Raw genomic sequence first — 25,282 nt, 5'->3', positions numbered from 1 at the left:
AGACAACCGTAAATTCACTGAATCAACAGGGATGCTACTAAAGATGCTTGTAAAATTGGAACTGGAAAAAATTTCCCGTTGGCTTTTCAAAACCAAAGCTATCGGACTGACAACCTGAGACAAACACCCTGAGACAAGCACTTACAAAACTTACCCCTAAAATTACTGAAAACTTATGAATCCATCTTCTGCCGTTGCATCCCTGACCATGAAAGTGGTGGGATTACTTTTAATCGTTTCTTCTGTATTAGACTATTTAATTTTGGCCTTTCCGCCGGAACTCCTAAATAGACAGTGGCAACTAGGCTACACCACTCAATTAGTAGACCGAGGAGTGATTCCACTCATGGGCGTTGCCTTAGTTTTGCTGGGGTTTTGGATTGAAAGTAATGCCGGAACCTCCAAAATTTCTCGTCCGGCGTTACTAGACTTAAGATTTTGGGCATTAATTTTTTCTACGGTGTTTGGCTTAATTTTTCTGCTGCTATTTCCCCTGCACCTCAATAATGTCCGTATGGAGCGATCTGCCGCCCTGCAAAGCATTCGCGAAGAAGCCGCCCAACAAGAAGCGGTCTTAGCCCAGCGAATTGGCAGTACCCAGGGTCAACAACAGATTTCTGAAATCCAAAACCGATTTAAAACTGAACTGCAAAAACTGATTTCCGACCCGCAATTGTTGCAACAAAGACTAGAAAGCGAAGAAGTCACCGAACAGGAAAAACAATTACTTAAAACCTTTCAAGAGAATCCCTCCAATGTGGATCAATTCGTCAATCAAAACTTCAGCGCCCAAGCCATTCAAAATCAACAGTTACAAGAGATTCGTCAGCGACAGGATGAACGGGAAGCACAAGCCAAAATCAGATCCGTAAAATCAGGACTGCAAACTGGGATCAGTAGTTTACTGCTGGCAGCCGCCTATAGTGCAGTTGGCTGGACAGGGTTAAAAAATCTGGGCTTTATCGGCGGTCGTGCTGGTGGTAGACCTAGATAATATTGATTATTTGTTATTGGTTATTGGTTATTGGTTGTTAGTTATTGGTTGTTAGTTATTGGCTGTTAGTTATTGGTTGTTGGTTATGGGTTATTGGCCAGCAATTCATGAATAACCAATAACCCATAACCAATAACCAATAACAATCATCTTCATTCCCCCTAATTTCTGTAAAGAAAACGGCAATGCACTCATGTTCTCTATCTATATCCTCACCCACAACGAAGAAATTGATATTGCGGCTTGTATTGAGTCAGCGATGCTCTCCGATGACATTATTCTGGTGGATTCCCTCAGTAGCGATCGCACCATAGAAATTGCCCAACAGTATCCAGTCCGCATCGTCCAACACCCCTTTGAAAGTCATGGCAGGCAACGCACTTGGATGTTGCGGGAACTGGAAACCAAACATGAGTGGGTCTATATCCTAGAAGCCGATGAACGGATGACCCCAGAACTTTTCCAAGAATGCCTGCAAGCCATTAAAAGTAAAGAATATATTGGTTACTATGTCGCCGAGCGAGTCATCTTTATGAATCAATGGATTCGCCGTAGCACCCAGTATCCTCGCTATCAAATGCGCCTATTCCGCAAAGATAAAGTCTGGTTTACGGACTATGGCCATACCGAACGAGAAGTCTGTGATGGGCGAACAGGTTTTCTCAAAGAAACCTATCCCCATTACACCTGTAGCAAAGGATTAAATCGCTGGATTGAAAAACACAACCGCTATTCTAGCGATGAAGCCGCCGAAACCATGCGGCAACTCAAATCTGGTTCTGTCTCTTGGCAAAATTTATTTTTTGGTAAATCAGAAGTCGAAAAACGCCGTGCCCTCAAGGACTTATCCCTGCGCTTGCCCTTTCGACCCTTGGTGCGGTTTTTTTATATGTATTTTTTACTCGGAGGTTGCTTAGATGGTCGCCCAGGTTTTGCCTGGTGTACCTTACAAGCGTTTTATGAGTATCTGATTTTGCTAAAAGTTTGGGAACTGCAAAATATGCCTATTGCGCGATCGAACATCGCGGTCAACGATTCTAATGGCAAGACCGCCAAAGGGACAGATCCGGTGCGTTCTTCGAGCAGTTAGACTAAATTTTCTTTAATCGTTGTTTAATCGTTGTTTAATCGTTTAATCATTGTTTAATCTGGGAGTCGAAGAGTGATATTGACTCATATGGTTCAGCCAGGGATAGCCATAGACAAAAATCCTCCCTGCCATATCTCCCATAAATCCCTCAAAGCCGATCGCCTTTTGGCCAAAGTGTGAAATAATTCTTTACAATCTCTCATAAAAGAGCAGATTTTGCTGAACCGGACTAATTGACATCGGCGGATTCTCCTGTAAGATGCCAAAAACCAGGCGGACAAAATCTCACAAACTGCTTTTGTTGCGGTGTTTCTGCCGTACCCGAAAATGTTTCGGATCTTTCGGACGCTTTTATTATGGCTCAATAAAAGAGTCTATCCCCTAACTGGCGCCAGCACAATTACATTGCAGCCATTTCGAGATCAACGGCATTGCTAACTAGCTATAATCAGATTTAATCATCGATAAAATTGGCCGTTGACCCATTCAATTTAACACAAATGACAATCAGCCTAATCGACTTATTGTAGTAGAAGGAGTAGGGTCTAGCTGTGTTGCAACGCCTCAAACAAGACTTTAAAAATGACTTGATCGCCGGTTTGTTGGTCGTAATTCCTTTGGCGACCACCATTTGGCTAAGTTTCAATATGGCCACTTGGGTCATTGATATGCTGACCCGAATTCCCAAAAGATTAAATCCTTTTGATGGTTTGGATCCAATCTTAGTCAATCTTCTCAATGTTTTTGTCGGACTAACAGTTCCTTTGTTCGGCATCTTGCTCATTGGTTTAATGGCGCGGAATATTGTCGGTCGATGGCTGCTTGACCTAGGAGAAGGGATTCTTCAGGCCATTCCTTTTGCCGGTTCCGTGTACAAAACCCTTAAACAATTACTGGAAACTTTACTTCAGGATTCCAAGGATAAGTTTCGCCGTGTGGTTTTGGTGGAGTATCCCCGGAAAGGCGTCTGGGCACTCGGATTTGTCACCGGAACGATGAGTCCAGATTTTCAAGCCCAGTTTTCCGGCCCAATGCTCAATGTGTTTATCCCGACGACCCCCAATCCGACCAGTGGTTGGTATGCCATTGTGAAAGAAGAAGAAGTGCTGCCCATACCTATCTCTGTGGAAGAAGCATTTAAACTGATCATTTCCGGGGGGATTGTTTCTCCGAGTACACCCAACTTAGCGATCGCAGAATCGGCTAAAAAAATTAAATTGGAATCTTTGATGCCCACCTCTAATATTTCTCAAATTCAAACAGAAGAGGAATATACTTAACTTTTTTGTCAATTCAGCCAATCTTCTGGCCTTAAATATTTGATATTTCAGGTTCTATCCATTGGCTGCCTAATTTCTGTCGTCCTTTTGTCTAATCTGTTCTCATTTGGCCGAATCTGGCCGAATCTCGCCGAATCTGGCCAAATCTGGCCGAATCTGGCCTCAATTCTGATTCGTTCTAAATTGTCAAGGATCTTTTGATGATGACTTGACAAACCTGTCAATTCATTACAGATTTTATAGGATATGCTTTTGGTTTGGCAGGGTCGTTAAGATATCGGATTGTTCCCCCTGCCAATCTGTCAATTTATTGACTTAGATCCCTTTTCATTTATTTTATTTATACATTACTGAAACCATGCAACCTCGCCGAATCGCCCGTGAACTAGCTTTGCTCAGTCTCAGTCAGATCCCCAACAACCAAAAAAAATTGGCCATGGCACAACTGCAAGATATTTTAGTGGCAGCAGTGAGAACTTTGGCAACCGAAGCCCACGAGATTTTGGAAACGGCAGCCTCAGAAATTAAACGAGGCAGCGATCGCCTAATTAATAGTGAAATAGAGGCCACCACTCTGAAAAGTTCCCGGGCAATGGTTTATCAGGCGATCGAACATACTCAAACAGCGATTAATCGCTTAAGTTTTGCCATAGAAATTCCTGAGTTAGTCCAACTTTCTAATCAAAAGGAAGTCAGAAATTACGCTTTAGAGATTCTCAGCAAAGTCAATGAGCATCAAGGAGAGATTGATGAAAAACTTAATCAATCAATGGTTGATTGGCAATTAAGTCGGCTCCCCCGCATCGATCAAGATATTTTAAGAATGGCCTTAGCAGAAATGGCTTATCTTGGTACTCCTGAAAAAGTAGCTATTAATGAAGCAATTGAAATTGCCAAGCGCTATAGCGATGAGGATTCTCATAGATTTATTAATGGCGTGTTGCGGCGCGTTAGTAATGAGATAAAAAGCTAAAGTACGAGAAAAAAGTCCGGCAATTCGGTGAGATATATTTGGGGGAATAGGAGAAAATTTTTTGGGTCTGTAATATCCCTAACCAAAAAGACCAGGAATGGTTTATTTAATTTTTATTGAATGGGTTGATATAACGCAGGGAAATTATAGGAATGAATCAAACAAAATAAGCCTCATATAAGCCTCATAATTGATGTCTCAAATTCTTAATAGCCTATTAGGATAATTGAAATGGTATTTAATTGGTTTCGCCGTCAGTTTGATGACAAAAAACAGCCTGAAGAAAAACCAAAACAAGAAGCCCCGGATCCCGCAGATTCTGCCCCGGAACCAACGACTGATTCATCAGAAGATTCTGAGGATGAGTACCTGAAGTGGGCGAAAGCGGCTTATCAAAATCTTCAAAAGCAACAACAACCCACCCAGGCAACGGTTTCTGAATCAACAAAAGAAAGCGGTACTCTTCCCCAGGAACCACCGGATGAATCCCCCGTGGTAGAGTCTGCGGCATCAGCGATCGATCTGGTTGAACCGGAAGCGACCCCAGAGGCGGAAGTTTCATCAACATCAGAAACAATCGAAATAGAAACAATCGAAACTGTTGAACCCGAAGCCACCGCATCCCCGATCGCGGCTCCAATAACTGTCCCGGAAGTTCCGCCACCAGCAGAAACCGCCGAAACCGCAGAAATCACAGCCCCAGTCAGTGAAGCAACTAAAGCCACTGAAGCAACTGTCACTGAAGTTCCGGCAACATTAGAACCCGAAGGAACGGAAACAGCGGCAACAACCGAAGCAGGGGAAACAGGAGCGGAAACGGCAGCGGAAACGGAAACGGCGCCGGAGGCTCCCCAACCCATATTGAACTGGGCTAAGGCAGAAGCGGAACGCCAAGAACGCTTGAAACAGTTGGCGGAAACGGCGATGGAAACGCCGGTTGAGGAAGACTACACCAAGCCAGCGGTTAAGACCCCAGCAGTTCCAGGGATGGAATTTGATGAGGAATTTTTATGGTCAGCGGAAGTCTTGGCCCGTCAGGGACGGCGCCCGGATGAAGTTTCCATTGAGGAAATTAACTGGCTGCAAAAGCTGAGACAGGGGTTAGATAAGACTCGTTTAGGCTTAATTAATCAACTGAAGTCGATTGTAGGTGCAGGCCCATTGAACCGGGAAGCGGTGACGGAAATTGAGGCCGCCCTGTTGCAAGCGGATGTGGGCATTGAGGCGACTGATTATATTATTCAGGCGCTGCAAAATAAGCTGCGAGAAGAAGCTTTACCCCCGAAAGAGGCGATCGCCTATTTGAAACAAATTCTCCGAGATATTCTGGATGCACCGAACCAAAATCGGGAAAACCGGATGCTGTTTCCAGAAAAAGACCGGCTGAATATTTGGTTAATTGCTGGGGTGAATGGGGCAGGCAAAACTACCACCATTGGCAAATTAGCTCACCTAGCCCAAAAATCTGGTTATAAAACCTTAATTGCCGCAGCGGATACTTTCCGGGCCGCAGCGGTGGAACAGGTGAAGGTGTGGGGTGAGCGCAGCGGTGTGGAAGTGATTGCCAACCCCGGTAAGAATACGGATCCGGCAGCGGTGGTCTTTGATGCGATCGCAGCGGCGCAATCCCGTGGTACGGAATTGCTGCTCGTAGATACCGCCGGACGGCTGCAAAATAAGAAAAATCTCATGGAGGAACTGAGCAAAATTCGGCGAATTATTGACAAAAAAGCCCCGGACACCATCGTCGAGGCGTTGATTGTCCTGGATGCTACCCTGGGACAAAATGGCTTGCGTCAAGCGGAAGTCTTCTCGGAAGCGATTAATTTGTCTGGAGTTATCTTGACAAAACTGGACGGAACTGCTAAAGGTGGCATAGCTCTGGCGGTATCCCAGCAAATGGGTCTGCCGATCCGCTTTATCGGTGCCGGTGAAGGAATTGACGATCTGCGACCATTTGCTAGTTATGAGTTCGTGGAAGCGATGCTCAATGGCTAGGGCGCGATCGCGATTGATTTTCAGAAATAAACCAGCCAAGATTTGACCGAGATGAAGATTACACAATATTCTCTGATATGCTCGGTATCAAATCCCATTGCCGGGAGGCAAAACTCCCGGCTATACTCAACCAGTTGAAGATAAAAAAATCTCCGATTTCCAGAAATATTGATAATCTGACTAATTTTTTGACAAGGAAAGCCCGGTTTTAGATAGATTTCAGGGATATTTATCCTAACAAAAATCAAGGGATTGTACATCAACTGACTCAAATGTGAATTAATGACTGCTGCGCCTCTTCCTCGACCGCCTTATGAACCCGAAGATCGTCCTAGTAATAGCAGCGATCGCGAAGAAATCTCGACGCTAATTAATGAAAATAGCGCCGCAATTATACCGCCGGTAATAATTGAAGCTGATACCACCCCTGGTGTCAGTCCCGTTTTGGCTTTAAAAGAATTGTTAGCCTGTTGGCATCGAGAACAAAATAAAATTCAAGATTTATTGGGGTCTTTGAGTTTTGCCCTACGCAGTTTTAACAATCTGAATCAGTTTTTAGAATTGATTCCTTTGGTGGCTAGTCGAGTCACCGATAGTGATGGAGCCGCGCTCGTTTTATTTAAGCCCAATGGCCAAATTAAATTGCTCCGAGAACATTGCCTCGATGGTCATGCTTGCCCAGATATTCGGGCAGCAATTGAGGCGATCGCCCATAAAATGACCCAAAACTTCCCCTTAACATCAGGCAACTCATCGCTCCTGGCTAAATTTGATTATCAAATCAAAAGTTACTTTGAACCACAAGTTCAACTGTTTGCCATTCCCATTCTGTTGAAAAATTCTGAACGGGGGCGACTTTATGTCTTTAGTAACGATCCAGAATATGCTTGGACTCCCACCAAACAAAAATTAATGCGACTGGTGGCGGATCAAACCGCCGTGGCCATTGAAAATGACGAACTAACCGCAGAATTGCGGAAAAAAGAACGCTTAGATCGGGAGTTAGAAATTGGCTCGGAAATTCAACGCCAATTATTCCCGCGTCATTGTCCGAAAATTCAAGGATTAGAACTGGCCGCCCGTTGTAAAACCGCTAACCGCGTTGGCGGGGATTATTACGATTTTATCCCCAGCAGTCACGACCAAATCAGCCCGAAGCAACATGGTGGCAACCCAGGGGGAGTCTGGAGTGTGGTGATTGGCGATGTGATGGGCAAAGGGGTTCCCGCTGGTTTGATTATGACCATGACCAGAGGAATGTTGCGGGCTGAAGTACACAATGGTCATTCCCCCGCGAAAATTTTGCAGCATTTGAATCGGGTGATGTACACCGATTTGGAAAATTCTAATCGCTTTGTCACCCTGTTTTATTCCGAGTACGATCCCCAAACGCGATTTTTATCTTATAGTAATGCTGCCCATAATCCCCCGTTGTTGTGGCAGGCTTCTACCCAAACAATTCAGCGTTTAGATACTTTGGGGATGTTGATTGGCTTAGATGTGGATAGCCAATATCAAGAGGATCGGATTCAGTTACATCCCGGCGATCGCGTCATTTATTATACCGATGGCTTTACGGATGCAGCGAATGCTCATGGCGATCGCTTTGATGAAGAAAACCTGATCGAAGCATTTCGCTGGGCTTGTTTGCATTGTCCCACTCCCCAAGCAACTCTCGATTATCTTTTTGATAAGGTGCAAAAATTTATTGGGGCAAGTCATTATAATAGTGATGATATGACTTTAATTGTGATGCAGGTTCAGGAGGCGAACTGAAAACTATCGGCAGTGCGAAAATTAGCCTCTTGCCACCGAGAAAAAATCCCTGGTTGACTCAAGACCGTTCGCGGTTAGGTTTTGACCGATTAATCCTGACCAATGAACCCAGGCGATCTTCAGGCGATCGCCGGTTTTTCCATTGAACTCAGAAATCCTAAATTTTTTCAGCAAAGGGGAGGAAACAATGACTCAAGTAATCCCGAAAATGGAATTAACCCCCGTTGCCTCAAATCATACAGAATTGCCGCAGGAACTGAGGCATAGTTTTTTACAACAATCCCAGCCCCAAATGATTATTGCTCAACAGGTCAATGACCCAGATATTATGGGTCAAATTGCCACTAACTGGAAGCACTTTGTCTCAACCGGCCAAGTTTGGGCATTATTGGTGGGGCTGGTTCTCGGTTTTGTCTTTAGAGGCATCATCGGCAGATAATCCGATAAAGGCTTTACCAAGCAGGAAAATTCGTCAATCAGAAAGGAATCTTGTATTGAAAATGACTGAAAAAAAGAACACTTGGAGTCAGCGATTTGAATCCGCATTACATCCAGCGATCGCCCGTTTTAATGCCAGTATTGGTTTTGATATCCAATTAATTGAATATGATATCACAGGCTCCCAGGCTCATGCCAAGATGCTGGTAAAAACTGGCATTATTTCCCCCGAAGAAGGGGAAAAACTCATAGCAGGTTTAGAACAGGTTCGTCGCGAATATCGAGAAGGTAAATTTACTCCCGGTGTTGACGCCGAAGATGTACATTTTGCGGTAGAAAAACGCCTAACTGAAATTACTGGCGATGTGGGTAAAAAGCTGCATACGGCGCGATCGCGCAATGACCAAGTAGGCACGGATACTAGGCTATATTTGCGCGATCAAATTACCCAAATTCGTCATCAACTCTTAGAATTTCAAAGCGTTTTACTAAAGTTAGCGGAACCAAATGTAGAAACTCTAATTCCCGGTTATACCCACTTACAACGGGCACAACCTTTAAGTTTAGCCCATCACTTATTGGCTTATTTTGAAATGGCCGCCCGGGACTGGGAACGGTTGGGAGATGTTTACAAAAGAGTGAATATTTCCCCCCTCGGTTCTGGGGCTTTGGCGGGCACAACTTTCCCCATTGACCGCCATTATACCGCTGAACAATTGGGATTTTCTGCCCCTTATGCTAATAGTTTAGATGGGGTGAGCGATCGCGATTTTGCCATAGAATTTTTGGCCGCTGCCAGCTTAATTATGGTACACCTCAGCCGATTATCCGAGGAAATTATTCTCTGGTCTTCCCAAGAATTTGGCTTTGTCACCCTCAAAGATAGTTGTGCCACGGGTTCCAGTATTATGCCCCAAAAGAAAAATCCTGATGTTCCCGAATTAGTGCGCGGGAAAACTGGGCGAGTATTTGGGCATTTACAAGCCTTATTAGTATTAATGAAAGGGCTACCTTTAGCCTACAATAAAGACTTGCAAGATGACAAAGAAGCGCTATTTGATAGCGTGAATACGGTCAAAGGTTGCCTGGAAGCAATGACAATTTTGTTGCAAGAAGGCATTGAATTTAAAACGGAAAGACTGGCCGCTGCGGTAGAAGAAGATTTTTCCAATGCCACCGATGTAGCGGATTATTTAGCCAGCAAAGGTGTCCCCTTCCGAGAAGCTTATAACTTAGTGGGTAAAGTGGTGAAAACTTCTTTGGCTGCGGGAAAATTACTCAAGGATTTAACCATTACTGAATGGCAAAGTATTCACCCAGCCTTTGAAGAAGATATCTATCATGCCATTACTCCTCGCCAAGTCGTAGCCGCCCGGAATAGCTACGGGGGCACGGGATTTGAGCAAGTGCGCCAAGCTTTAATTGCCGCCTGCGATCGCCTCAAATTAGCCCAAAGTTATGAACCAAATAACTCAGATTTTTAGGGATAATTTTCTCTTGAATTGGAATTAAAATCTCTGGAATGAGTTGATTGTTAATTATCTAATAATCACCTCATTCCATATTTTTTTAGATGTACATCAAAGAAGTAATGATAAAATAAGAAGTAATCAAGGAGCAACCTATCTAATGTACGACAACGTTTGCAAATTTCTGGCGGAAGAGTTTCCCACCGAAATCGCCACTTGGTTGCTTGGCGAACCAGTTCCCCTGGCAGAACTCAGTCCGAAAGAACTTTCTCTCGAACCGATTCGGACTGATTCCTTAATCTTGCGGCAGTCTACCTCCTTAGTGCTCCATGCGGAATTTCAAACGAAACCGGAATCAGATATTCCTTTTCGCATGGCCGACTATCGCTTGCGGGTATATCGCCGCTATCCAGGGAAAACCATGCAACAAGTGGTGATTTATCTGCGGGAAAGCGCTTCCCCATTGGTTTATCAAAATAGTTTTACCTTGGAAAAAACTCAGCACCAATTTGAGGTGATTCGTCTGTGGGAACAACCCACGGAGTTATTTTTACAGTCTCCGGGATTATTGCCTTTTGCGGTGTTAACCGCTGGGGAAAATAAAGCGGATGTGTTGCGAGAAGTCAGCGCCAAAATCGAGGCGATCGGCGAGGGGCGACAACAGTCAAATATAGCTGCGGCCAGTTCGATTCTGGCTGGTCTAGTATTAGAGAAAGATTTGATTCAACGAGTCTTGAGGCAAGAAATTATGCGCGAATCAGTCATTTATCAAGAAATTAAACTCGAAGGTAAACAAGAAGGCTTAGTAGAAGGACTCAAAGAAGGCATAAAGCAAGGACTTGAACAAGGACTTAAACGAGGACTGGAACGAGGACTCGAACAAGGACTCGAACAAGGACTCGAACAAGGACTCGAACAAGGACTCGAACAAGGACTCGAACAAGGACTCGAACAAGGACTCGAACAAGTCGCCCGTAACTTGTTAACCAGTGGCATGACCGTGGAACAAGTAGTGGGATATACCGGCTTATCCGTGGAGAAAGTACAACAGTTACAACAACTTCTTCAGCAGTAAATTGATTGGTGATTATTTATTGGTGATTGGTTATTAGTTATTCGTTGCTATGAAAATCCCACGCACCAACAACCACCAACCAATAAATAATCACCAATCACCAATCAATTACTTACTTTGAAAGATATTCTGTACCATTGGTTTCTCTACCTGGGCAGCAGCTTTATCTAATTCGGCTATTTCTCCATAGTCTAATTGCCACCCTAATGCCCCAATATTTTCTTGGGCTTGTCTGAGGTTTTTTGCCCCTGGAATGGGGATAGTCCCTTTACAAATGCACCAATTTAAAGCAACTTGGGACATGGTTTTATATCGGGATTTAGCGATCGCCTCTAAGCAACTTAACAACGGACGCATTCCCGGCAATAACTGCTTACAGACTAAACCCCGTAGACCTTTGGGAAATAGGCCAGTTTCCGAAAATTTGCCCGTTAACAAACCCAAAGCTAAAGGACTATAAGCAATCAATTGAATGCCCAACTCGTCGCAAACTTCTTTCAGTCCTAACTCGGTGACGGGATAAGTCGATAACAGGGAATATTGCACTTGTAAACTGGTAATGGCAATGCCGCGATCGCGAAATTTTTGATAAACCTGTTTCAAGCGTTTTGGGCCATAATTAGAGAGTCCCACACCTTTGACTTTCCCCTGTTCATATAAATCCATCAATCCATCTAACAAAGGCCATTCTTGCCAGGGTAAATAGTTGGCCGTAGACCAGTGCATCTGCACTAAATCAACCCCAGTCCCCAAGCGATTTGCCGAAGCATTACCCGCCGCAACCATTGATTTTCGGGTTAATCGCCAAGGATACGGGGCTAATTTGGTGGCCAAACAAATATTATCCTGATTATCACCGGCATATTCCTGAGCAAATTTTCCCAAGAGTTTCTCACTTTGGCCTTTTAATTTTCCAGTGCCATAAGAATCTCCCGTATCAAATAAAGTGACGCCGTTTTTAACACAAAAGTTAAAAACTTCCTGCAATTCTCCATCCATACTTGGCTCATAATTCCAGAGCAGGCGATTGCCCCATGCCCAAGTTCCACAACCCATTTTGGGTAACGATATTTTTTGGTTAGTTGATGTCATTTTTATAGATGTTTCCACGGTTATTTGTTTAAATAATCAGCCAAATCGCTAATCCCCAAAATGGCAAAAATCTGAGCCAACGTTTCCCACTCCCAGGAGGTTCAATATTGCCAATAAGCATGGCTTGAAATATGCCAAAAAGAATTATATCTATACAAAAGGCAATGGTGAGGCGATCGATCATTAAAGAGTGAATAAAAAATTGGCAGCGTGCCGTCAAATCGCCAAACTCTGGCCGACCGAAACCAGTCCAAATCAGAGAAATCATCCCAATTATTAGACCCGTCCAGCCAAATATTCGCGCTAATAACCCTTTTTTCATCGGGGTTTCTGGGGTGGGTTTACTCATGGTCAATGCTGCCATATACGGGGCTAAAAAAGTATTAGTTAGAAACATAGCCAGACTCCAAATAATAATTTTTGGCATGACTTGACCGCGAGGATCTGCCAGCAAAAGCGGCAAAAACATAAATATCCAAGCTTCCGCAAAATTAAATAAGGCTTCCAAAGACGGATGCACCACTGGGGCTTCCATATAATGAATCCCCAAGGCATTTAAAAAAGGCAGAATAAAGAAAAAGTTAATGGATTCATTGACAATTTCTGTGAAGGTTTCTGGCTGAATGTCCCAAATCGGTTCACCGGGCAATAATTGTTGACTGGGAGACAACAATAAAAGATAAATATAGATGGCAGAAAAGATCCAGAGTGCGATTGCAAGAGAACGGTTAGCCGTTGCAGTTGGCTTTGGTTGGTTTGATTGTGTCATAGATTTATTGACTGAATGGGTGAATCAATCTATATTAATCGGAATCAATAGAAAATTCTGGCAAAATTATAAAAATCCTCCCTTGGAAAGGGGGGTTAGGGGTAGATCCAGTATGAAAGCAAGAATTGTCTAATGAGATAAATGGGATAAAACTGCGTTAATCAAATATTCAAGAATACACGCTTAATTTAAAAATAAATAATACTAAATAACAGATGCCATATAACAACATATTTACTTGATTTATTGAGAAATGCTACAAAATCCTTTCAATAGCCCCTATCCCCCGATAATGATAAAAAGCATCTATCAAGTCAATCCCACCGCAAGGAGAATTTATATGGAATTTCAAAACTCAATGCAAGAATCTTGTTATAACAAAGTCGCTGTATGGATGCGGGAATTATTCGGCAAGTTTCCCTGTGCTCGTCCAGATGTTCCGGGATTAGGACTATTTATGGGGTCAGCCTTAGTGGAAGTGCTGGTGTTTCCCTGGGGAGAGGATGATGCCATTATTAATACCCGTTCTTATGTCGTAACCGGGGCAGAACTCACCCCCGATCTGATGCTTTTTTTGCTCAAAGAAAATAGCCAAATGCTGTTTGGGGCGTTTGGGGTAGACGAACACGGAGATATTCTCTTTGAACATAGTATTGTGGGTTCTACCTGCGATCAAAAAGAACTAGAATCTTCCGTCAATGCCGTGCTCCAAGTCGCTGATGACTACGATGATATTATTGTGCAAAAGTGGGGCGGTGAACGCGCACTAGATCGAATTCAGTAAATGATTAAGGCTGAAGCTGACGTAAAATCAATCGAAGCCGATCGTAATCATCTTTAAGCAGCATACTTAGATTACGACCGGCTTTAACTAACCACTGGCGATCGCGCTGTCGTAGCTGGTAAACTTCCCGAATCACAGCGGCAACCAGGGCATCCACGGGAACTCCCATTAACTGAAGCAAAATCCGCAAAAAGTCCAACTCTTCCGTAAAGTGAATCACTTCCTGGGGTTCGCATTGGTAAACTGCTTGATGGATTTGTGGCGGACGGGGAGGAATATACTGATAGATGCGATTCGCATTCGCGATCCGCTCTGCGGAATCGCCTGCTGGTTTAGACCCATTCCCGCTTGCCCCTGGGGATGCAAACCCCACAATCACGGCGCGAAACTCCGTTTTCAGCATAGCAAAAATCTGGGGTTGTTGCTCCCGTAACCCTTGCAAAGACAACCCCAAAGCCCGAGCCCGATGAATTGAATCGATCGGACTCGTGGTGGCATAATAAACCACCGCATAAACTTGATTGCCGGACTCCTCATCAACGGCCCTCACCCAACTGCCAAACGGGGGCATCGCCGGAAAATTTAAATCATCCGGTTCCAAACATTGAGCCAAAAATTCTGTCGTGGAAGTTTCAATTACTTCCGCAATATGATTTGGGTGGCGATCTTCCGTGGCGAATTGAGGCAGAGGGAGGCGCATATTATTTGTTGGTTGTTGGGTAGGGATTCTTTGGTTGTTGGTTGGGGAACGGGGAACAGTTATCAGGGAACGGGGAAAGTCGTAGGGGCGACGAGCGCATTCGCCCGTACAAGTGAAAAGTTAAAAGTGAAAAGTCGTAGGGGCGAATGGCCATTCGCCCCTACAAGTGAAAAGTTAAAAGTGAAAAGTTAAAAGAAGTATCACTATTCACTATTCACTATTCACTATTCACCACTGTTGCCTGTTCCCTATTCCCTGTTCATTATTTACTATTCATTATTTACTATTCATTATTTACTATTCATTATTTACTATTCATTATTTACTATTCATTATTTACTATTCATTATTTACTATTCATTATTTACTATTCATTATTTACTATTCATTATTTACTATTTATTATTTACTATTCATTATTCACTATTCACTATTCATTATTTACTATTTTTTATTCCCTATTCCCTATTCCCTGTTCCCTGTTCCCTGTTCCCTGTTGCCTGTTCCCTGTTCCCTGTTCCCTGTTGCCTGTTCCCTGTTCCCTGTTCCCTGTTCCCTGTTGCCTGTTCCCTGTTCCCTGTTGCCTGTTCCCTGTTCCCTGTTGCCTGTTCCCTGTTCCCTGTTCCCTGTTCCCTGTTCCCTGTTCCCTGTTCCCTATTCCCTATTCACCACTGTTGCCTATTCCCTATTCACTATTCACCACTGTTGCCTGTTCCCTGTTCCCTGTTCCCTATTTGTTGGTTGTTGATTGTTGTTTGTTGGTTGTTAATCAAATAACAAATAACAAATAACAATCAACAATCAACAGTCAACAATTAATTTACTTTCCTTTACTCGTGGTAGTTGCGTCTACCAGTTCCAACTCAGACAAGCGAAAAGTGACTAACTTATCCCAGTTGCCACCTTCAAACAGCACTGCCACCTTACCATCGGTAATTCGTTGAACTTGTCCTTGAAAACCATAGTAAGTGTCATTGATATTTTTAATACGAACCGCAGATCCGGGCAGAATCATAATTTCTTCAAAGGAATGATGGACATTTACCTAGTTTACAGCTAGGGCGAAAGCCCTGCCCTGAAAAATTGTTGGATATTAACAGGGACAGACCCAGCAACCGGATTTCTAATATCAAGTGTTACGACTCTAATATCGCGATCGCTTCTTGGGACGTTGCCGCGCCACTGACTGCACAATCCCGATCGCCATAAAATTAGTCAACAAAGCCGAACGCCCATAACTGATCCAAGGCAAAGGAATCCCAGTCACCGGGGCCAAACCAATGGTCATGCCCAAGTTCACCACCAATTGGAACACAATCATGGCCAGAGTGCCAATACAGATCAAAGATCCAAAATTATCTGGGGCTGTACTGGCTACGATCACCAAACGCAGGCAAAACAGCCAAAACAGAACAATCAAACAGACCGCGCCCACAAAACCAAACTCTTCGCCGATCGCCGAAAAGATAAAATCCGTATGTTGTTCGGGAATAAAAGACCCTTGGGTTTGAGTCCCCTGATACAATCCGCGGCCCCAGAGTTGTCCCGAACCAATGGCAATCCGAGATTGAATCAAGTGATAGCCACCGCCGAGGGGATCTTTTTCTGGAGCCAAAAATAAAATCAAGCGATCGCGCTGATAGTCCTTCAGCAAACCCCACAATATTACTCCCAGTTCACTGCAAATCACATTGATCGCCGTAGCCAGCAAACTGCTAATCCAACGCCAAGGCAAAGTAAACCAAGCCACAACCCCCATCAGGTTCACCCAAACCAACCATCCGGGAAAATAGACCCCAAACAAAATAGCCGACACCAAAGGCGAAACCATCAGCACCACCCAACCGAGTTTAGCGTTTCCCCAATAGAGCATGGCCAAGATAATCGCACCAAAAACCAAGGAAGTTCCCAAATCCGGCTGGATAAATACCAACAACCAAGGAAAGGCGGTAATCGAAAGACTTTTGACAATTGCTGGGATATTTTCAGCCGTCTTTTGTTCCAGGAGAGCCGCTAGGGTAATAATCATCCCTAACTTAGCAAATTCCGAGGGCTGAATATTAAATCCGCCAATGGTAATCCAGCGTTGCGCCCCCAATGCCGTAGTGCCGATAAACATCACCAGCAGCAAAGAAATATTCGTGATGCCATAGATCACCCACTTCCAATTCAGGAGATTCTGGTAATTTGATCGGGCAATCATCAACGCCAAACCTAGACCAATGGCACCAACTAAAGTGTGCTGAAACGAGGTTTGATAATCTGGCGTATCCAGTTCCGTACTGTGGATGGCCACTGTACCAACCAGAGTCAGTACAATTGACAGAATCATCAAAAACCAGTCTATATCTTGTAAGGATTTGAGAAATCTGAAGTTAAGCCGACGCTTTGGCTTGCCGAGCCAACTTTTTCCAAGAGAATTGTGCAACATATTTTCGCCCTAGGGGAAAAAGAATCCCTACCCAAAGAACTTAAACCTAAAATATATCACTTAAGATTTTAGTTAGATTTTAGTTAATAATTTCAACAAGGCAATCCAGATTATGTTTTGTTCACCCAATCGGATTTGTGCTTAAATGCTTACGCAATAATCATAAAAAAACCAGAAGTGATATCAATTTCTGGCAATTTCTGGCCAGAAATTGCGATAAATAAATGGCCATTTCTGCAACACAGCGCCCAACCCCCTATTTTTAAGCCATATTTTTAAACCAGGGGAGTTGGGGCAATTGATGAATTGCCCCTATAGGCGATCTGTTTCGCGATCTGAATTTATGGTTGATATAAAACATCTGTAGGGGCAGGTTTAAAACCTGCCCCTACCTGTTTAGTCATTACATTACAGCTTAGGTCAGGGCGGCCACGGAAACTTTCGCCGCAATTTTTTGGGCAATTTCACGCAGTGCCTTAGCCGAAGCGGACTCTGGAGAACCGACGACAATGGGCAATCCGGTATCGCCTCCTTCTCGTAAGCCGATTTCTAAGGGCACACAACCCAGTAAAGACACCCCTAATTCCTGGGAAGTTTTTGCGCCACCGCCAGACCCAAAAATGTCATATTGCTTATCCGGTAAATCTGGGGGAATAAAATAACTCATATTTTCCACAATGCCCAGCACGGGTACATTAAGCTGCTGGAACATTTTTAAGCCTTTCCGCGCATCTAACAAGGCCACGGTTTGTGGGGTACTGACAATGACTGCCCCGGCCATTGGGACAGCCTGCACCATCGTTAATTGAGCATCTCCTGTTCCTGGGGGTAAATCCACAATTAAATAGTCCAGGTCGCCCCACTGCACTTGATAGAGAAACTGGCGAATTACCCCATTTAACATGGGGCCGCGCCAAATCACGGGCTGATCTTTGTCGATCAAAAAGGCCATTGAAACCAATTTCACCCCATGATTAAAGGCGGGTTCGAGCACTTCTCCTTGGGTCCCTTGGCGTACCATGACTTGAGCTTCGCTTAACCCTAACATGGTCGGGGCGTTGGGGCCGTAAATATCCGCGTCCAGTAATCCGACTTTCGCCCCCGCTGCGGCGAGGGATACGGCGACGTTGACGGCGACGGTGCTTTTGCCGACGCCACCTTTGCCACTGGAGATGGCGATAATATTTTTCACCCCATCAATGCCTTGACGGTCTGGCAAGGATTTCTGTTGGGGGGTCTCGGCGGTGACTTCTACGGTGACATCTTTAACCCCTGGTAAGGTACGAACCGCTTTTTGGCAGTCTTCAACGATAAATTCGCGTAATGGACAAGCTGGGGTGGTCAAGACTAAGGTAAAGCTGACTTGACCGTCGATGATTTTGACATTGCGAATCATGTTTAAGTCCACCAAACTTTTTTGCAGTTCGGGGTCTTGAACAGGTTGCAAGACTTCTAACACAGATTTTTCACTCAGTTGTACGGACATAAGGTTCTCCACCCTGGGCAGTTTAATTGTTGGGTAATTTTAGATAAGCAGGGGTCTAAAAAAACTTTCTGGCTAGATTTTGGCTACCCCTGCTCAGGATTGTATGAATTTTTACCTACCTACCAATGTATCTTTTCTTTGCGTATTATGTAGATTTGTGAATCCAAATATAAATATATAGCAATGTAAAGATAAAATTTTAAGAATTCTTAACCACGTTCTCAATTCAGGGCACCTAGCCCATAAAATAGCTTTGTCATCCAGGCCATGTTGTGTCAGAGCATGGGCGCAGTTGTAAAACAGATAGAGGGTACAGGAGGTTTTGTTAGGATGATCATGGTTTCTCCCCAGACTGAGACAGTTCAAAATAAGTTTTTGCCCCCGGAAAACTCCCGCGAACGGGTCAGCCAGTTTATGCGATCGATCCAAGATGATATTTGTCAAGGCTTAACCGAAGTCGATGGCGTTGGCGTATTTAAACAAGATGCTTGGGACCGCCCAGAAGGTGGCGGTGGTCGCTCTAGAGTGATGCGTGATGGGGATGTGTTTGAACAAGGTGGCGTGAACTTTTCCGAAGTCTGGGGACACCAGTTGCCTCCCTCGATTTTAAAACAACGTCCAGAAGCCGAAGGTCACGGTTTTTATGCTACCGGGACTTCGATGGTGTTACACCCCCGCAACCCTTATGTGCCGACGGTACACCTCAACTATCGTTATTTTGAAGCAGGCCCGGTTTGGTGGTTTGGGGGCGGTTTGGATTTAACCCCCTATTATCCTTTTGCTGAAGATGCGGCGCATTTACATAAAACTTTGAAACAAGCTTGTGATGCTCACCACCCAGAGTATTATCAGGTGTTTAAGCATTGGTGCGATGAGTATTTTTATTTGAACCATCGTCAAGAAATGCGTGGGGTGGGCGGGATTTTCTTTGATTACCAAGATGGTCAAGGGGAATTGTATCGTGGGCCACATCCGACGAAGGCTGCTGCTGAGTATAGTAAAAAAATTGGCGCTCCTGAACCTCGCGGCTGGGAAGAGTTGTTTGCTTTTGTCCAAGATTGTGCCAAAGCTTTTTTACCTGCTTATGTGCCGATTGTGCAACGGCGCCGTGGCATGGCTTATGGCGATCGCGAACGGAATTTCCAACTCTATCGTCGGGGTCGTTATGTAGAATTTAACCTGGTGTACGATCGCGGGACAATTTTTGGCCTCCAGACTAATGGCCGCACGGAGTCGATTTTGATGTCTCTGCCTCCCTTGGTACGTTGGGAATATTGCTATGAACCAGAACCCAATACCCCAGAAGCCGAATTAACCGAATTTTTCTTAAAGCCACAAAATTGGGCCGAATGGAGTCAGAGTGATACTACCTCTAAAGGTTAATTAACAGTGCATGATTACCTAACATTTGCTTATATATGCTAATATAGGGTATGAGCTTAGTTCCTCTCCGCGTAGCGGTAAAACGGACGGGCTTGCACCCCAACACACTCCGGAAATATGCAGATCAAGGTCGGATTTACTCAATCAGAAATGCGGCAAATCAACGTCTATTTGACGTTGACAGCTTTATTTACGAGTCAAAGCCTAAGACCGACTATCAGATTTGCTATTGCCGAGTTAGCAGCACTAAGCAGAGAGACGACCTGGATAAACAAGTTGCTTACATGGTCTCCCTGTTCCCAAAAGCCGAAATCATCAAAGATATCGGATCGGGACTCAACTTCAAGCGGAAAGGACTTAAAACCTTACTGGAACGACTTATGCGCCGAGACCAGTTCACGCTTGTTGTTGCCTACCGTGACAGACTGGCAAGATTCGGATTCGAGCTTATTGAGTGGATGGTCGAGCAAAACGGTGGAAAAATCGTGGTTCTCGACAACACTGTTCACAGCCCCGACTCAGAACTTACCGCCGATCTTCTGTCCATCATTCATGTCTTCAGTTGCAGAATGCACGGACTCAGGAAATACGGTCAGAAAATCAAGCAAGATCCGGATCTATCCAAATGCGACTCAAAGAAATCTGATTAGGCAATGGTTTGGGGTATCAAGACTCGTCTTTAATACCACCGTAAAGTACCTCCAGCAGCCTGACACCAAGGCTAACTGGAAAGCCATTAAAGGCGACATATTGAAATCATTGCCAGAGTTTTGCTCTTCCGTGCCTTACCAAATTAAATCGATAGCGGTTAAGGACGCTTGCAAGGCGGTCAGCAATGCTAAAGCGAAGTACAAAAAGACTCTTTGCTGTCAGCAGGTCTCTTTGAGATCCAGAAAGAACCCTTACCAGTCATGCTATATCCCAAAATCTGCCGTTAAGCCTCGGGGCATATACCACACAATTTTGGGTCAACTTGACTATGCAGAAGAGTTGCCGGAAAACTTTGGGGACTGTCGGTTAGTTCGTGTCCGCGGGCAGTATTATCTGTGCGTCCCCTCATCCGGGCCTACCACCCATCAGCCCGACAACCAAGGGCGGGTGGTAGCCTTAGACCCTGGAGTTAGAACATTCCTAACCTTCTTTTCTGAACAGAAAGTCGGGAAGATAGGAGAGTCAGATTTCTCCAGGATTCAACGTCTATGTCATCACCTCGACGATCTGATTTCTCGATTTAGCTGTGTAAGCGCCCCGCAACGGCGGCGGATGAAAAAAGCCGCTGACAGGATCAGGGCGAGGATTCGCAACCTGGTAGATGAATTGCATCCGCATTGCCGCCAGATTTCTGGTAGACAACTTTGATGTAATTCTCCTGCCAACGTTTGAGACTTCAAATATGAGCCGCAAGGCCACAAGAAAAATCCGCTCAAAGACTGTGCGGAATATGCTTTCATTTGGGCATTACCGTTTCGAGCAATTCCTGAAACATAAAGCAACAGAGCGCGGGTCTCTGGTGGTGGATGTCTGTGAAGGGTACACCAGCAAAACGGTTAGCTGGACTGGTGAGATTCGAGCAATTGGCGGGGCGAAAACCATTAAGTCGGATCTTGATGGAAAGGTGATGGATCGAGACGTAAATGGCGCTCGCGGGATATTCTTGCGGGCTTTGGTAGATACGCCCTGGATGCGTGAGCATCTTGCATTTGTTAATGAAAGTTAGCAAAAAGGTATCGGTTAAGCTAAACTGCTGAAGGCAGGTAGGCAATTAGCGTATTAGGGAGGCTCTGTGATCCACATCGAGCAAAAAGAACACACTATCCCAGATGGGACTAAGATAATTGTTTTAGCCCCAACTGGACGGCTGGACATTACCACCGCTTGGCAATTTCGTCTCAAGTTGCAGGAGTGTATTTCTAAACTCAGTCGCCATATTGTCGTGAATTTAGGTCAGGTTAACTTTATTGATAGTTCTGGTCTCACGTCTTTGGTGGCAGGAATGCGAGATGCTGACAAAGTGAAAGGTAGCTTCCGAATTTGTAATGTTCATCCCGAAGCCAAGTTGGTTTTTGAGGTGACTATGATGGATTCCGTGTTTGAAATCTTTGAAACAGAAGAAGAAGCGCTGGACGCTGGCTCAAGTATTGTCGGTGGCTGATAAGGAATTTGGGATTTTGGATTTTCTTAAATAGTCTAAAATCTCAGATTCTTTTTAGCGTTCGCTCAAATCCGGCAAAAAGACGGAAGCGGAAAAGTTGTCTGCGGGGAAAATCTGGCCACGATCGCCAACGATTTGAAGTTTTTAGCGGGCGATCGCCTAGGCCGATGTTTTTTATGTCTGTATTATCGGGCGATTCGCGATCCCAAAGCGATAGCTACGCTTCACGATCTTGATTTCCCTGGACTCGCTGACTATTGTTATCCCTGATTTCGAGAGCGATCCCCATTGATTTTCTTGGCAAAGTGACTCGAACAGTGGACAATGGGATCGCGTCCCTTTTCATAGCCACCAGTGTGAATAATAACGTCCGCACAGTATCAGATACCAAACGCGCCTTTTACACGATGCACTCTCGTCCGCTCAACTCTATCTACAGAAGATTTGTAGAAGAGTTGATGGTGGAGATGCACTTACTCTCGGTCAATGTAGATTTTCGCTATGACCCCATTTATGCCCTGGGGGTCGTGACTTCTTATGACCGTTTTATGCAAGGCTATCGTCCCGAAGCGGATCGGACTTCTATTTTTGATGCCATTTGTCAAGCCGTAGAACAAGATCCTGAGAAATATCGCCAAGATGCTCAAAAATTACAAGAATTTGCCAAAAGTCTCTCCTCGGAGAATTTATTGGCATGGCTGAGTAAAGAAATTAATCTGCCAGAGTCCGGGGAATTCCAAGGGGTTCTCGATGCGATCGCGGCTAATCCTAAATTTAAATACAGTCGTATATTTGCTATTGGTCTATTCAGCATTGTGGAAATAGTCAATCCCGAAATGCTCAAAGACGAAAAGCAGCGCACTCCCGCCTTGGAAAAAATCGCTGCCGCCCTGAAGTTGCCCGCAGACAAAATCACCAAAGACTTGGAATTATATTCCAGCAACTTGGAAAAAATGACCCAAGCAAGGCAAGTAATGCAGGATATCCTGGCAGCGGACAAGAAAAAACGAGAACAGCGGGAAAAAGAAAAAGCCGCAGCGACTAATTCTGCCAATAGCACCGATGAATCGAGTGCCAATTAATTAATTAATATTTAATTAATATTTAATTAATATTAATTAATCGCGGATTAATCGCGGGCTATTTTCCTTTCCGAAAAGTATCGCAACTGGCGAAAAGCTGATACAGCATTTTTATTTTTCTCTGGAAGCTTTACAAAGCAACCGGATGTTGACCGTAAAATGGCAGGGCATCTGACCAGTGAGGTCGTTTGCCCTGTTGCCACTCCAAATCCGCAAGTTGCAGGATGGTGGCAACGGAGGCACCAGAACCGGGCGGAAGGGAAATCTTTTGATCCAGGTGATGCCATTGACTCAAGGTTTCTTGCCATGCTTCCGGGGTCATCACCGTATCGTCTAAAAGTGCCTCTATGCCCTGAGAATTTACCCTATAAATGGCCACAAATAATTCACCCCGTTGGGCGGGCATTTGTACGGCTATGGCGCATCCGCGCCGCTTCGCGATCGCCAGATCGCTTTTCTCCCTCCCCATGTTTTTCTCCTCTGTCACCGATAACTGAGGCAATTCTGCGGCGCTGGTGGGGATGGGATGCAAGGTGGGATGCACCGCAGACCAAGCCACCGCCGCTAATGTGGAAATCGCAAATAAAGGTATTTCTAATTGCTGGGCCAGAGTTCTGGCTGTCACTACACCAATCCGAGTCCCGGTAAAACCTCCCGGCCCTTTGGCGACGGCAAGCCACTGGAAATCTTGCCAGGGTTGCGGCTGGATAAACTCAGCCAGACATTGATGCATTAAGGTGGATAGTTCCTGTCCTAAGTTCCAAGTTTGACAGCGAAAATCTTCCCGAAAATCGCTGAGACATAAGCCTAGTTCGGCAGTCGTTGTATTGATGGCGAGAGAATATTTCATGGGGAATGCAGTGGCGACCAAAGTTATACAAACAGAGGAGAGAGAAGAGAGAAGAGAGAAAAGAGATTTTTCCTCCTGCCTCTTTCATCAGCATCCTCTTTCCTCAATTATGTGGATTTGCTAAGGTAATGAGGGCTTATTTGAACGAGAATTCTCTTGATCGGTGCGGATGCACTTTAAATAAAGAGAAAATTTTTTAACTCTTCCAATCCAACCTAATTATCTATTATGACTTACGCAAAAGAAAAAGAAGTAGCGATCGCCGCCGCAACCGCAGCGGCAAAACTCTGCGAACAAGTCCGGGCGGATATTCCCCAGGCGATCGAAAAAAAAGATAAAAGCCCCGTGACCGTGGCGGATTTTGGCGCCCAGGCGATTATTTGTCAAGCTTTGGCGGCAGCATTTCCCGACGATCCGGTGGTGGGAGAAGAAGATGCCAAAGAATTACGCAAACCAGAAATGGCGGAAACTTTAACCAAAGTAACCCATTATGTCCAGGCATTGTCACCGGATGCCACCCCAGAAGATGTGACTCGTTGGATCGATCATGGCAATGGTCAAGTTTCATCTCGCTATTGGACTTTGGATCCGATTGATGGCACAAAAGGATTTTTGCGTCAGGATCAATATGCGGTGGCTTTAGCTTTGGTCGAAAATGGCGAGGTGAAAGTGGGGGTTTTGGCTTGTCCGGCGATGCCCTTGGATGGGGGACAAACCGGGGCGCTTTATGTGGCAGTCCGGGGTGAGGGGGCGACAATGGTTCCCCTGTCCGGAGGTGAACCCCAACGGTTGCAGGTGGTGATGGCAGATGATGTGGCTAATTTCCGATTTGTGGAAAGTGTGGAAGCTGCCCACGGCGACCAGTCTAAGCAAAATGCGATCGCGCAAGCAGTGGGGATTACTACGGAGTCATTCCGAGTGGATTCTCAGGCGAAATATGGCATTGTGGCTTCCGGGAAAGCGGCGTTATATTTGCGGTTGCCTTCGCCAAAATATCCCGATTATCGGGAGAATATTTGGGATCATGCCGCAGGGGCGATCGTGGTGGAAGAAGCCGGTGGTCGAGTCTCGGATATGTATGGTCAGCCTTTGAATTTTGCTGAAGGCAGCAAGATGATGAATAACCGGGGGATCGTAGTGAGTAATGGCACGATTCACGATCAAGTAATTGCGGCTTTGGCTGAGAATTAAATCTCGAGAATAATTAACAATGTTGTTTGTTGTTGGTTGTTGGGTAGGGATTCTTTTGTTGTTGGTTTTTGGGTAGGGATTCTTTTGTTGTTGGGTAGGGATTCTTTTGTTGTTGGGTAGGGATTCTTTTGTTCTGGCGTATTTTTTGGTCAAAAATTAACAAATATCCCACAAAAAATACCCAATAAAAATAACACTTGTCATCCAAAAAAAACACTGAAAATAATTCACAATTTTTTTGTTTTTTGATTGTTATTGGTTATTTGTTA

Annotated in this window: 24 protein-coding genes; 17 read left to right on the top strand and 7 right to left on the bottom strand. The window is 44.7% G+C overall.

Going from position 1 to position 25,282, the window contains the following annotated elements; translation table 11 throughout:
• The first annotated feature begins 175 nt into the window (after positions 1 to 175).
• From ABWT76_RS19380 to ABWT76_RS19340, 9 genes are all read left to right on the top strand, one after another.
• On the top strand, positions 176 to 994 hold the full coding sequence (locus tag ABWT76_RS19380; RefSeq protein WP_054467172.1) for an HpsJ family protein: 819 nt from the start codon (positions 176 to 178) through the stop codon (positions 992 to 994).
• Between the two features lie 193 nt (positions 995 to 1,187).
• The gene (locus ABWT76_RS19375) at positions 1,188 to 2,084 is read left to right on the top strand and encodes a glycosyltransferase family 2 protein (protein ID WP_082348915.1); all 897 of its coding nucleotides are present in this window, start codon (positions 1,188 to 1,190) and stop codon (positions 2,082 to 2,084) included.
• Between the two features lie 551 nt (positions 2,085 to 2,635).
• Entirely contained in the window at positions 2,636 to 3,364 is a 729-nt protein-coding gene (locus tag ABWT76_RS19370) for a DUF502 domain-containing protein (protein ID WP_054467170.1), read from the top strand.
• Positions 3,365 to 3,722: 358 nt separating this feature from the next.
• Positions 3,723 to 4,337 (top strand): transcription antitermination factor NusB, encoded by a 615-nt coding sequence (gene nusB / locus ABWT76_RS19365; RefSeq protein WP_054467168.1) that lies wholly within the window; start codon positions 3,723 to 3,725, stop codon positions 4,335 to 4,337.
• A 231-nt stretch (positions 4,338 to 4,568) separates the two neighbouring features.
• Positions 4,569 to 6,335 carry a signal recognition particle-docking protein FtsY gene (gene ftsY, locus ABWT76_RS19360; RefSeq protein ID WP_054467167.1) on the top strand — a complete coding sequence of 589 codons (1,767 nt, stop codon included), beginning with the start codon at positions 4,569 to 4,571 and terminating at the stop codon, positions 6,333 to 6,335.
• Positions 6,336 to 6,617: 282 nt separating this feature from the next.
• Positions 6,618 to 8,111 (top strand): GAF domain-containing SpoIIE family protein phosphatase, encoded by a 1,494-nt coding sequence (locus ABWT76_RS19355; RefSeq protein ID WP_054467165.1) that lies wholly within the window; start codon positions 6,618 to 6,620, stop codon positions 8,109 to 8,111.
• Positions 8,112 to 8,298: 187 nt separating this feature from the next.
• Positions 8,299 to 8,550 carry a hypothetical protein gene (locus ABWT76_RS19350; RefSeq protein WP_054467164.1) on the top strand — a complete coding sequence of 84 codons (252 nt, stop codon included), beginning with the start codon at positions 8,299 to 8,301 and terminating at the stop codon, positions 8,548 to 8,550.
• A 61-nt stretch (positions 8,551 to 8,611) separates the two neighbouring features.
• The gene (gene argH, locus ABWT76_RS19345; protein ID WP_190877216.1) at positions 8,612 to 10,033 is read left to right on the top strand and encodes an argininosuccinate lyase; all 1,422 of its coding nucleotides are present in this window, start codon (positions 8,612 to 8,614) and stop codon (positions 10,031 to 10,033) included.
• A 145-nt stretch (positions 10,034 to 10,178) separates the two neighbouring features.
• Positions 10,179 to 11,093: an Rpn family recombination-promoting nuclease/putative transposase gene (locus ABWT76_RS19340; protein WP_054467161.1), complete on the top strand. Its 915-nt coding sequence runs from the start codon at positions 10,179 to 10,181 to the stop codon at positions 11,091 to 11,093.
• A 108-nt stretch (positions 11,094 to 11,201) separates the two neighbouring features.
• On the opposite strand, the gene ABWT76_RS19335 is transcribed toward ABWT76_RS19340, so the two are convergent.
• Together ABWT76_RS19335 and ABWT76_RS19330 are read right to left on the bottom strand one after the other, a co-directional pair.
• Complete coding sequence (locus ABWT76_RS19335) at positions 11,202 to 12,185, bottom strand: aldo/keto reductase (protein ID WP_354634812.1); 984 nt, start codon at positions 12,183 to 12,185, stop codon at positions 11,202 to 11,204.
• Positions 12,186 to 12,213: 28 nt separating this feature from the next.
• Entirely contained in the window at positions 12,214 to 12,954 is a 741-nt protein-coding gene (locus ABWT76_RS19330; protein WP_054467156.1) for a hypothetical protein, read from the bottom strand.
• A 340-nt stretch (positions 12,955 to 13,294) separates the two neighbouring features.
• On the opposite strand from ABWT76_RS19330, the gene ABWT76_RS19325 reads away from it, so the two are divergent.
• The gene (locus ABWT76_RS19325) at positions 13,295 to 13,738 is read left to right on the top strand and encodes a YbjN domain-containing protein (protein ID WP_054467153.1); all 444 of its coding nucleotides are present in this window, start codon (positions 13,295 to 13,297) and stop codon (positions 13,736 to 13,738) included.
• Between the two features lie 4 nt (positions 13,739 to 13,742).
• Here the strand turns inward: ABWT76_RS19325 and ABWT76_RS19320 are convergent, their stop codons facing one another.
• The 4 genes from ABWT76_RS19320 to ABWT76_RS19305 form a co-directional block, all read right to left on the bottom strand.
• The gene (locus ABWT76_RS19320) at positions 13,743 to 14,438 is read right to left on the bottom strand and encodes an HAS-barrel domain-containing protein (protein ID WP_054467152.1); all 696 of its coding nucleotides are present in this window, start codon (positions 14,436 to 14,438) and stop codon (positions 13,743 to 13,745) included.
• A gap of 820 nt (positions 14,439 to 15,258) precedes the next feature.
• Positions 15,259 to 15,453 (bottom strand): NAD(P)H dehydrogenase subunit NdhS, encoded by a 195-nt coding sequence (locus ABWT76_RS19315; RefSeq protein ID WP_054467151.1) that lies wholly within the window; start codon positions 15,451 to 15,453, stop codon positions 15,259 to 15,261.
• A 129-nt stretch (positions 15,454 to 15,582) separates the two neighbouring features.
• Positions 15,583 to 16,770, bottom strand: coding sequence for a rod shape-determining protein RodA (gene rodA, locus ABWT76_RS19310; protein WP_231636831.1), 1,188 nt, complete (start codon positions 16,768 to 16,770; stop codon positions 15,583 to 15,585).
• Positions 16,771 to 17,284: 514 nt separating this feature from the next.
• The gene (locus tag ABWT76_RS19305) at positions 17,285 to 18,355 is read right to left on the bottom strand and encodes an Mrp/NBP35 family ATP-binding protein (RefSeq protein ID WP_054467149.1); all 1,071 of its coding nucleotides are present in this window, start codon (positions 18,353 to 18,355) and stop codon (positions 17,285 to 17,287) included.
• A 330-nt stretch (positions 18,356 to 18,685) separates the two neighbouring features.
• Between ABWT76_RS19305 and hemF the strand changes: the two genes are divergently transcribed.
• The 6 genes from hemF to psb29 all read left to right on the top strand — a co-directional run bounded on the left by hemF (position 18,686) and on the right by psb29 (position 22,972).
• Positions 18,686 to 19,738: an oxygen-dependent coproporphyrinogen oxidase gene (gene hemF / locus ABWT76_RS19300; RefSeq protein WP_054467148.1), complete on the top strand. Its 1,053-nt coding sequence runs from the start codon at positions 18,686 to 18,688 to the stop codon at positions 19,736 to 19,738.
• A gap of 50 nt (positions 19,739 to 19,788) precedes the next feature.
• Positions 19,789 to 20,388 carry an IS607 family transposase gene (locus ABWT76_RS19295; protein WP_054467147.1) on the top strand — a complete coding sequence of 200 codons (600 nt, stop codon included), beginning with the start codon at positions 19,789 to 19,791 and terminating at the stop codon, positions 20,386 to 20,388.
• Positions 20,291 to 21,097 carry a helix-turn-helix domain-containing protein gene (locus ABWT76_RS19290; protein WP_354634811.1) on the top strand — a complete coding sequence of 269 codons (807 nt, stop codon included), beginning with the start codon at positions 20,291 to 20,293 and terminating at the stop codon, positions 21,095 to 21,097. The genes ABWT76_RS19295 and ABWT76_RS19290 overlap by 98 nt, the downstream gene beginning before the upstream one ends.
• Positions 21,051 to 21,455 (top strand): zinc ribbon domain-containing protein, encoded by a 405-nt coding sequence (locus ABWT76_RS19285; protein WP_354634810.1) that lies wholly within the window; start codon positions 21,051 to 21,053, stop codon positions 21,453 to 21,455. The genes ABWT76_RS19290 and ABWT76_RS19285 overlap by 47 nt, the downstream gene beginning before the upstream one ends.
• A gap of 66 nt (positions 21,456 to 21,521) precedes the next feature.
• Positions 21,522 to 21,890: an STAS domain-containing protein gene (locus tag ABWT76_RS19280; protein ID WP_054467146.1), complete on the top strand. Its 369-nt coding sequence runs from the start codon at positions 21,522 to 21,524 to the stop codon at positions 21,888 to 21,890.
• A 305-nt stretch (positions 21,891 to 22,195) separates the two neighbouring features.
• On the top strand, positions 22,196 to 22,972 hold the full coding sequence (gene psb29 / locus ABWT76_RS19275) for a photosystem II biogenesis protein Psp29 (protein ID WP_255353209.1): 777 nt from the start codon (positions 22,196 to 22,198) through the stop codon (positions 22,970 to 22,972).
• Positions 22,973 to 23,102: 130 nt separating this feature from the next.
• On the opposite strand, the gene tsaB is transcribed toward psb29, so the two are convergent.
• The gene (tsaB, locus tag ABWT76_RS19270) at positions 23,103 to 23,822 is read right to left on the bottom strand and encodes a tRNA (adenosine(37)-N6)-threonylcarbamoyltransferase complex dimerization subunit type 1 TsaB (RefSeq protein ID WP_054467145.1); all 720 of its coding nucleotides are present in this window, start codon (positions 23,820 to 23,822) and stop codon (positions 23,103 to 23,105) included.
• A 228-nt stretch (positions 23,823 to 24,050) separates the two neighbouring features.
• Here tsaB and ABWT76_RS19265 point away from each other — a divergent pair, with 228 nt between their 5' ends.
• The gene (locus ABWT76_RS19265) at positions 24,051 to 25,013 is read left to right on the top strand and encodes a 3'(2'),5'-bisphosphate nucleotidase (protein ID WP_054467144.1); all 963 of its coding nucleotides are present in this window, start codon (positions 24,051 to 24,053) and stop codon (positions 25,011 to 25,013) included.
• Positions 25,014 to 25,282 lie beyond the last annotated feature (269 nt).

Source organism: Planktothricoides raciborskii GIHE-MW2, assembly GCF_040564635.1.
Lineage (GTDB): Bacteria > Cyanobacteriota > Cyanobacteriia > Cyanobacteriales > Laspinemataceae > Planktothricoides > Planktothricoides raciborskii.
The sequence above is the reverse complement of the archived record's forward strand: the minus strand, read 5'-3'. Positions and strand labels throughout refer to the sequence as shown.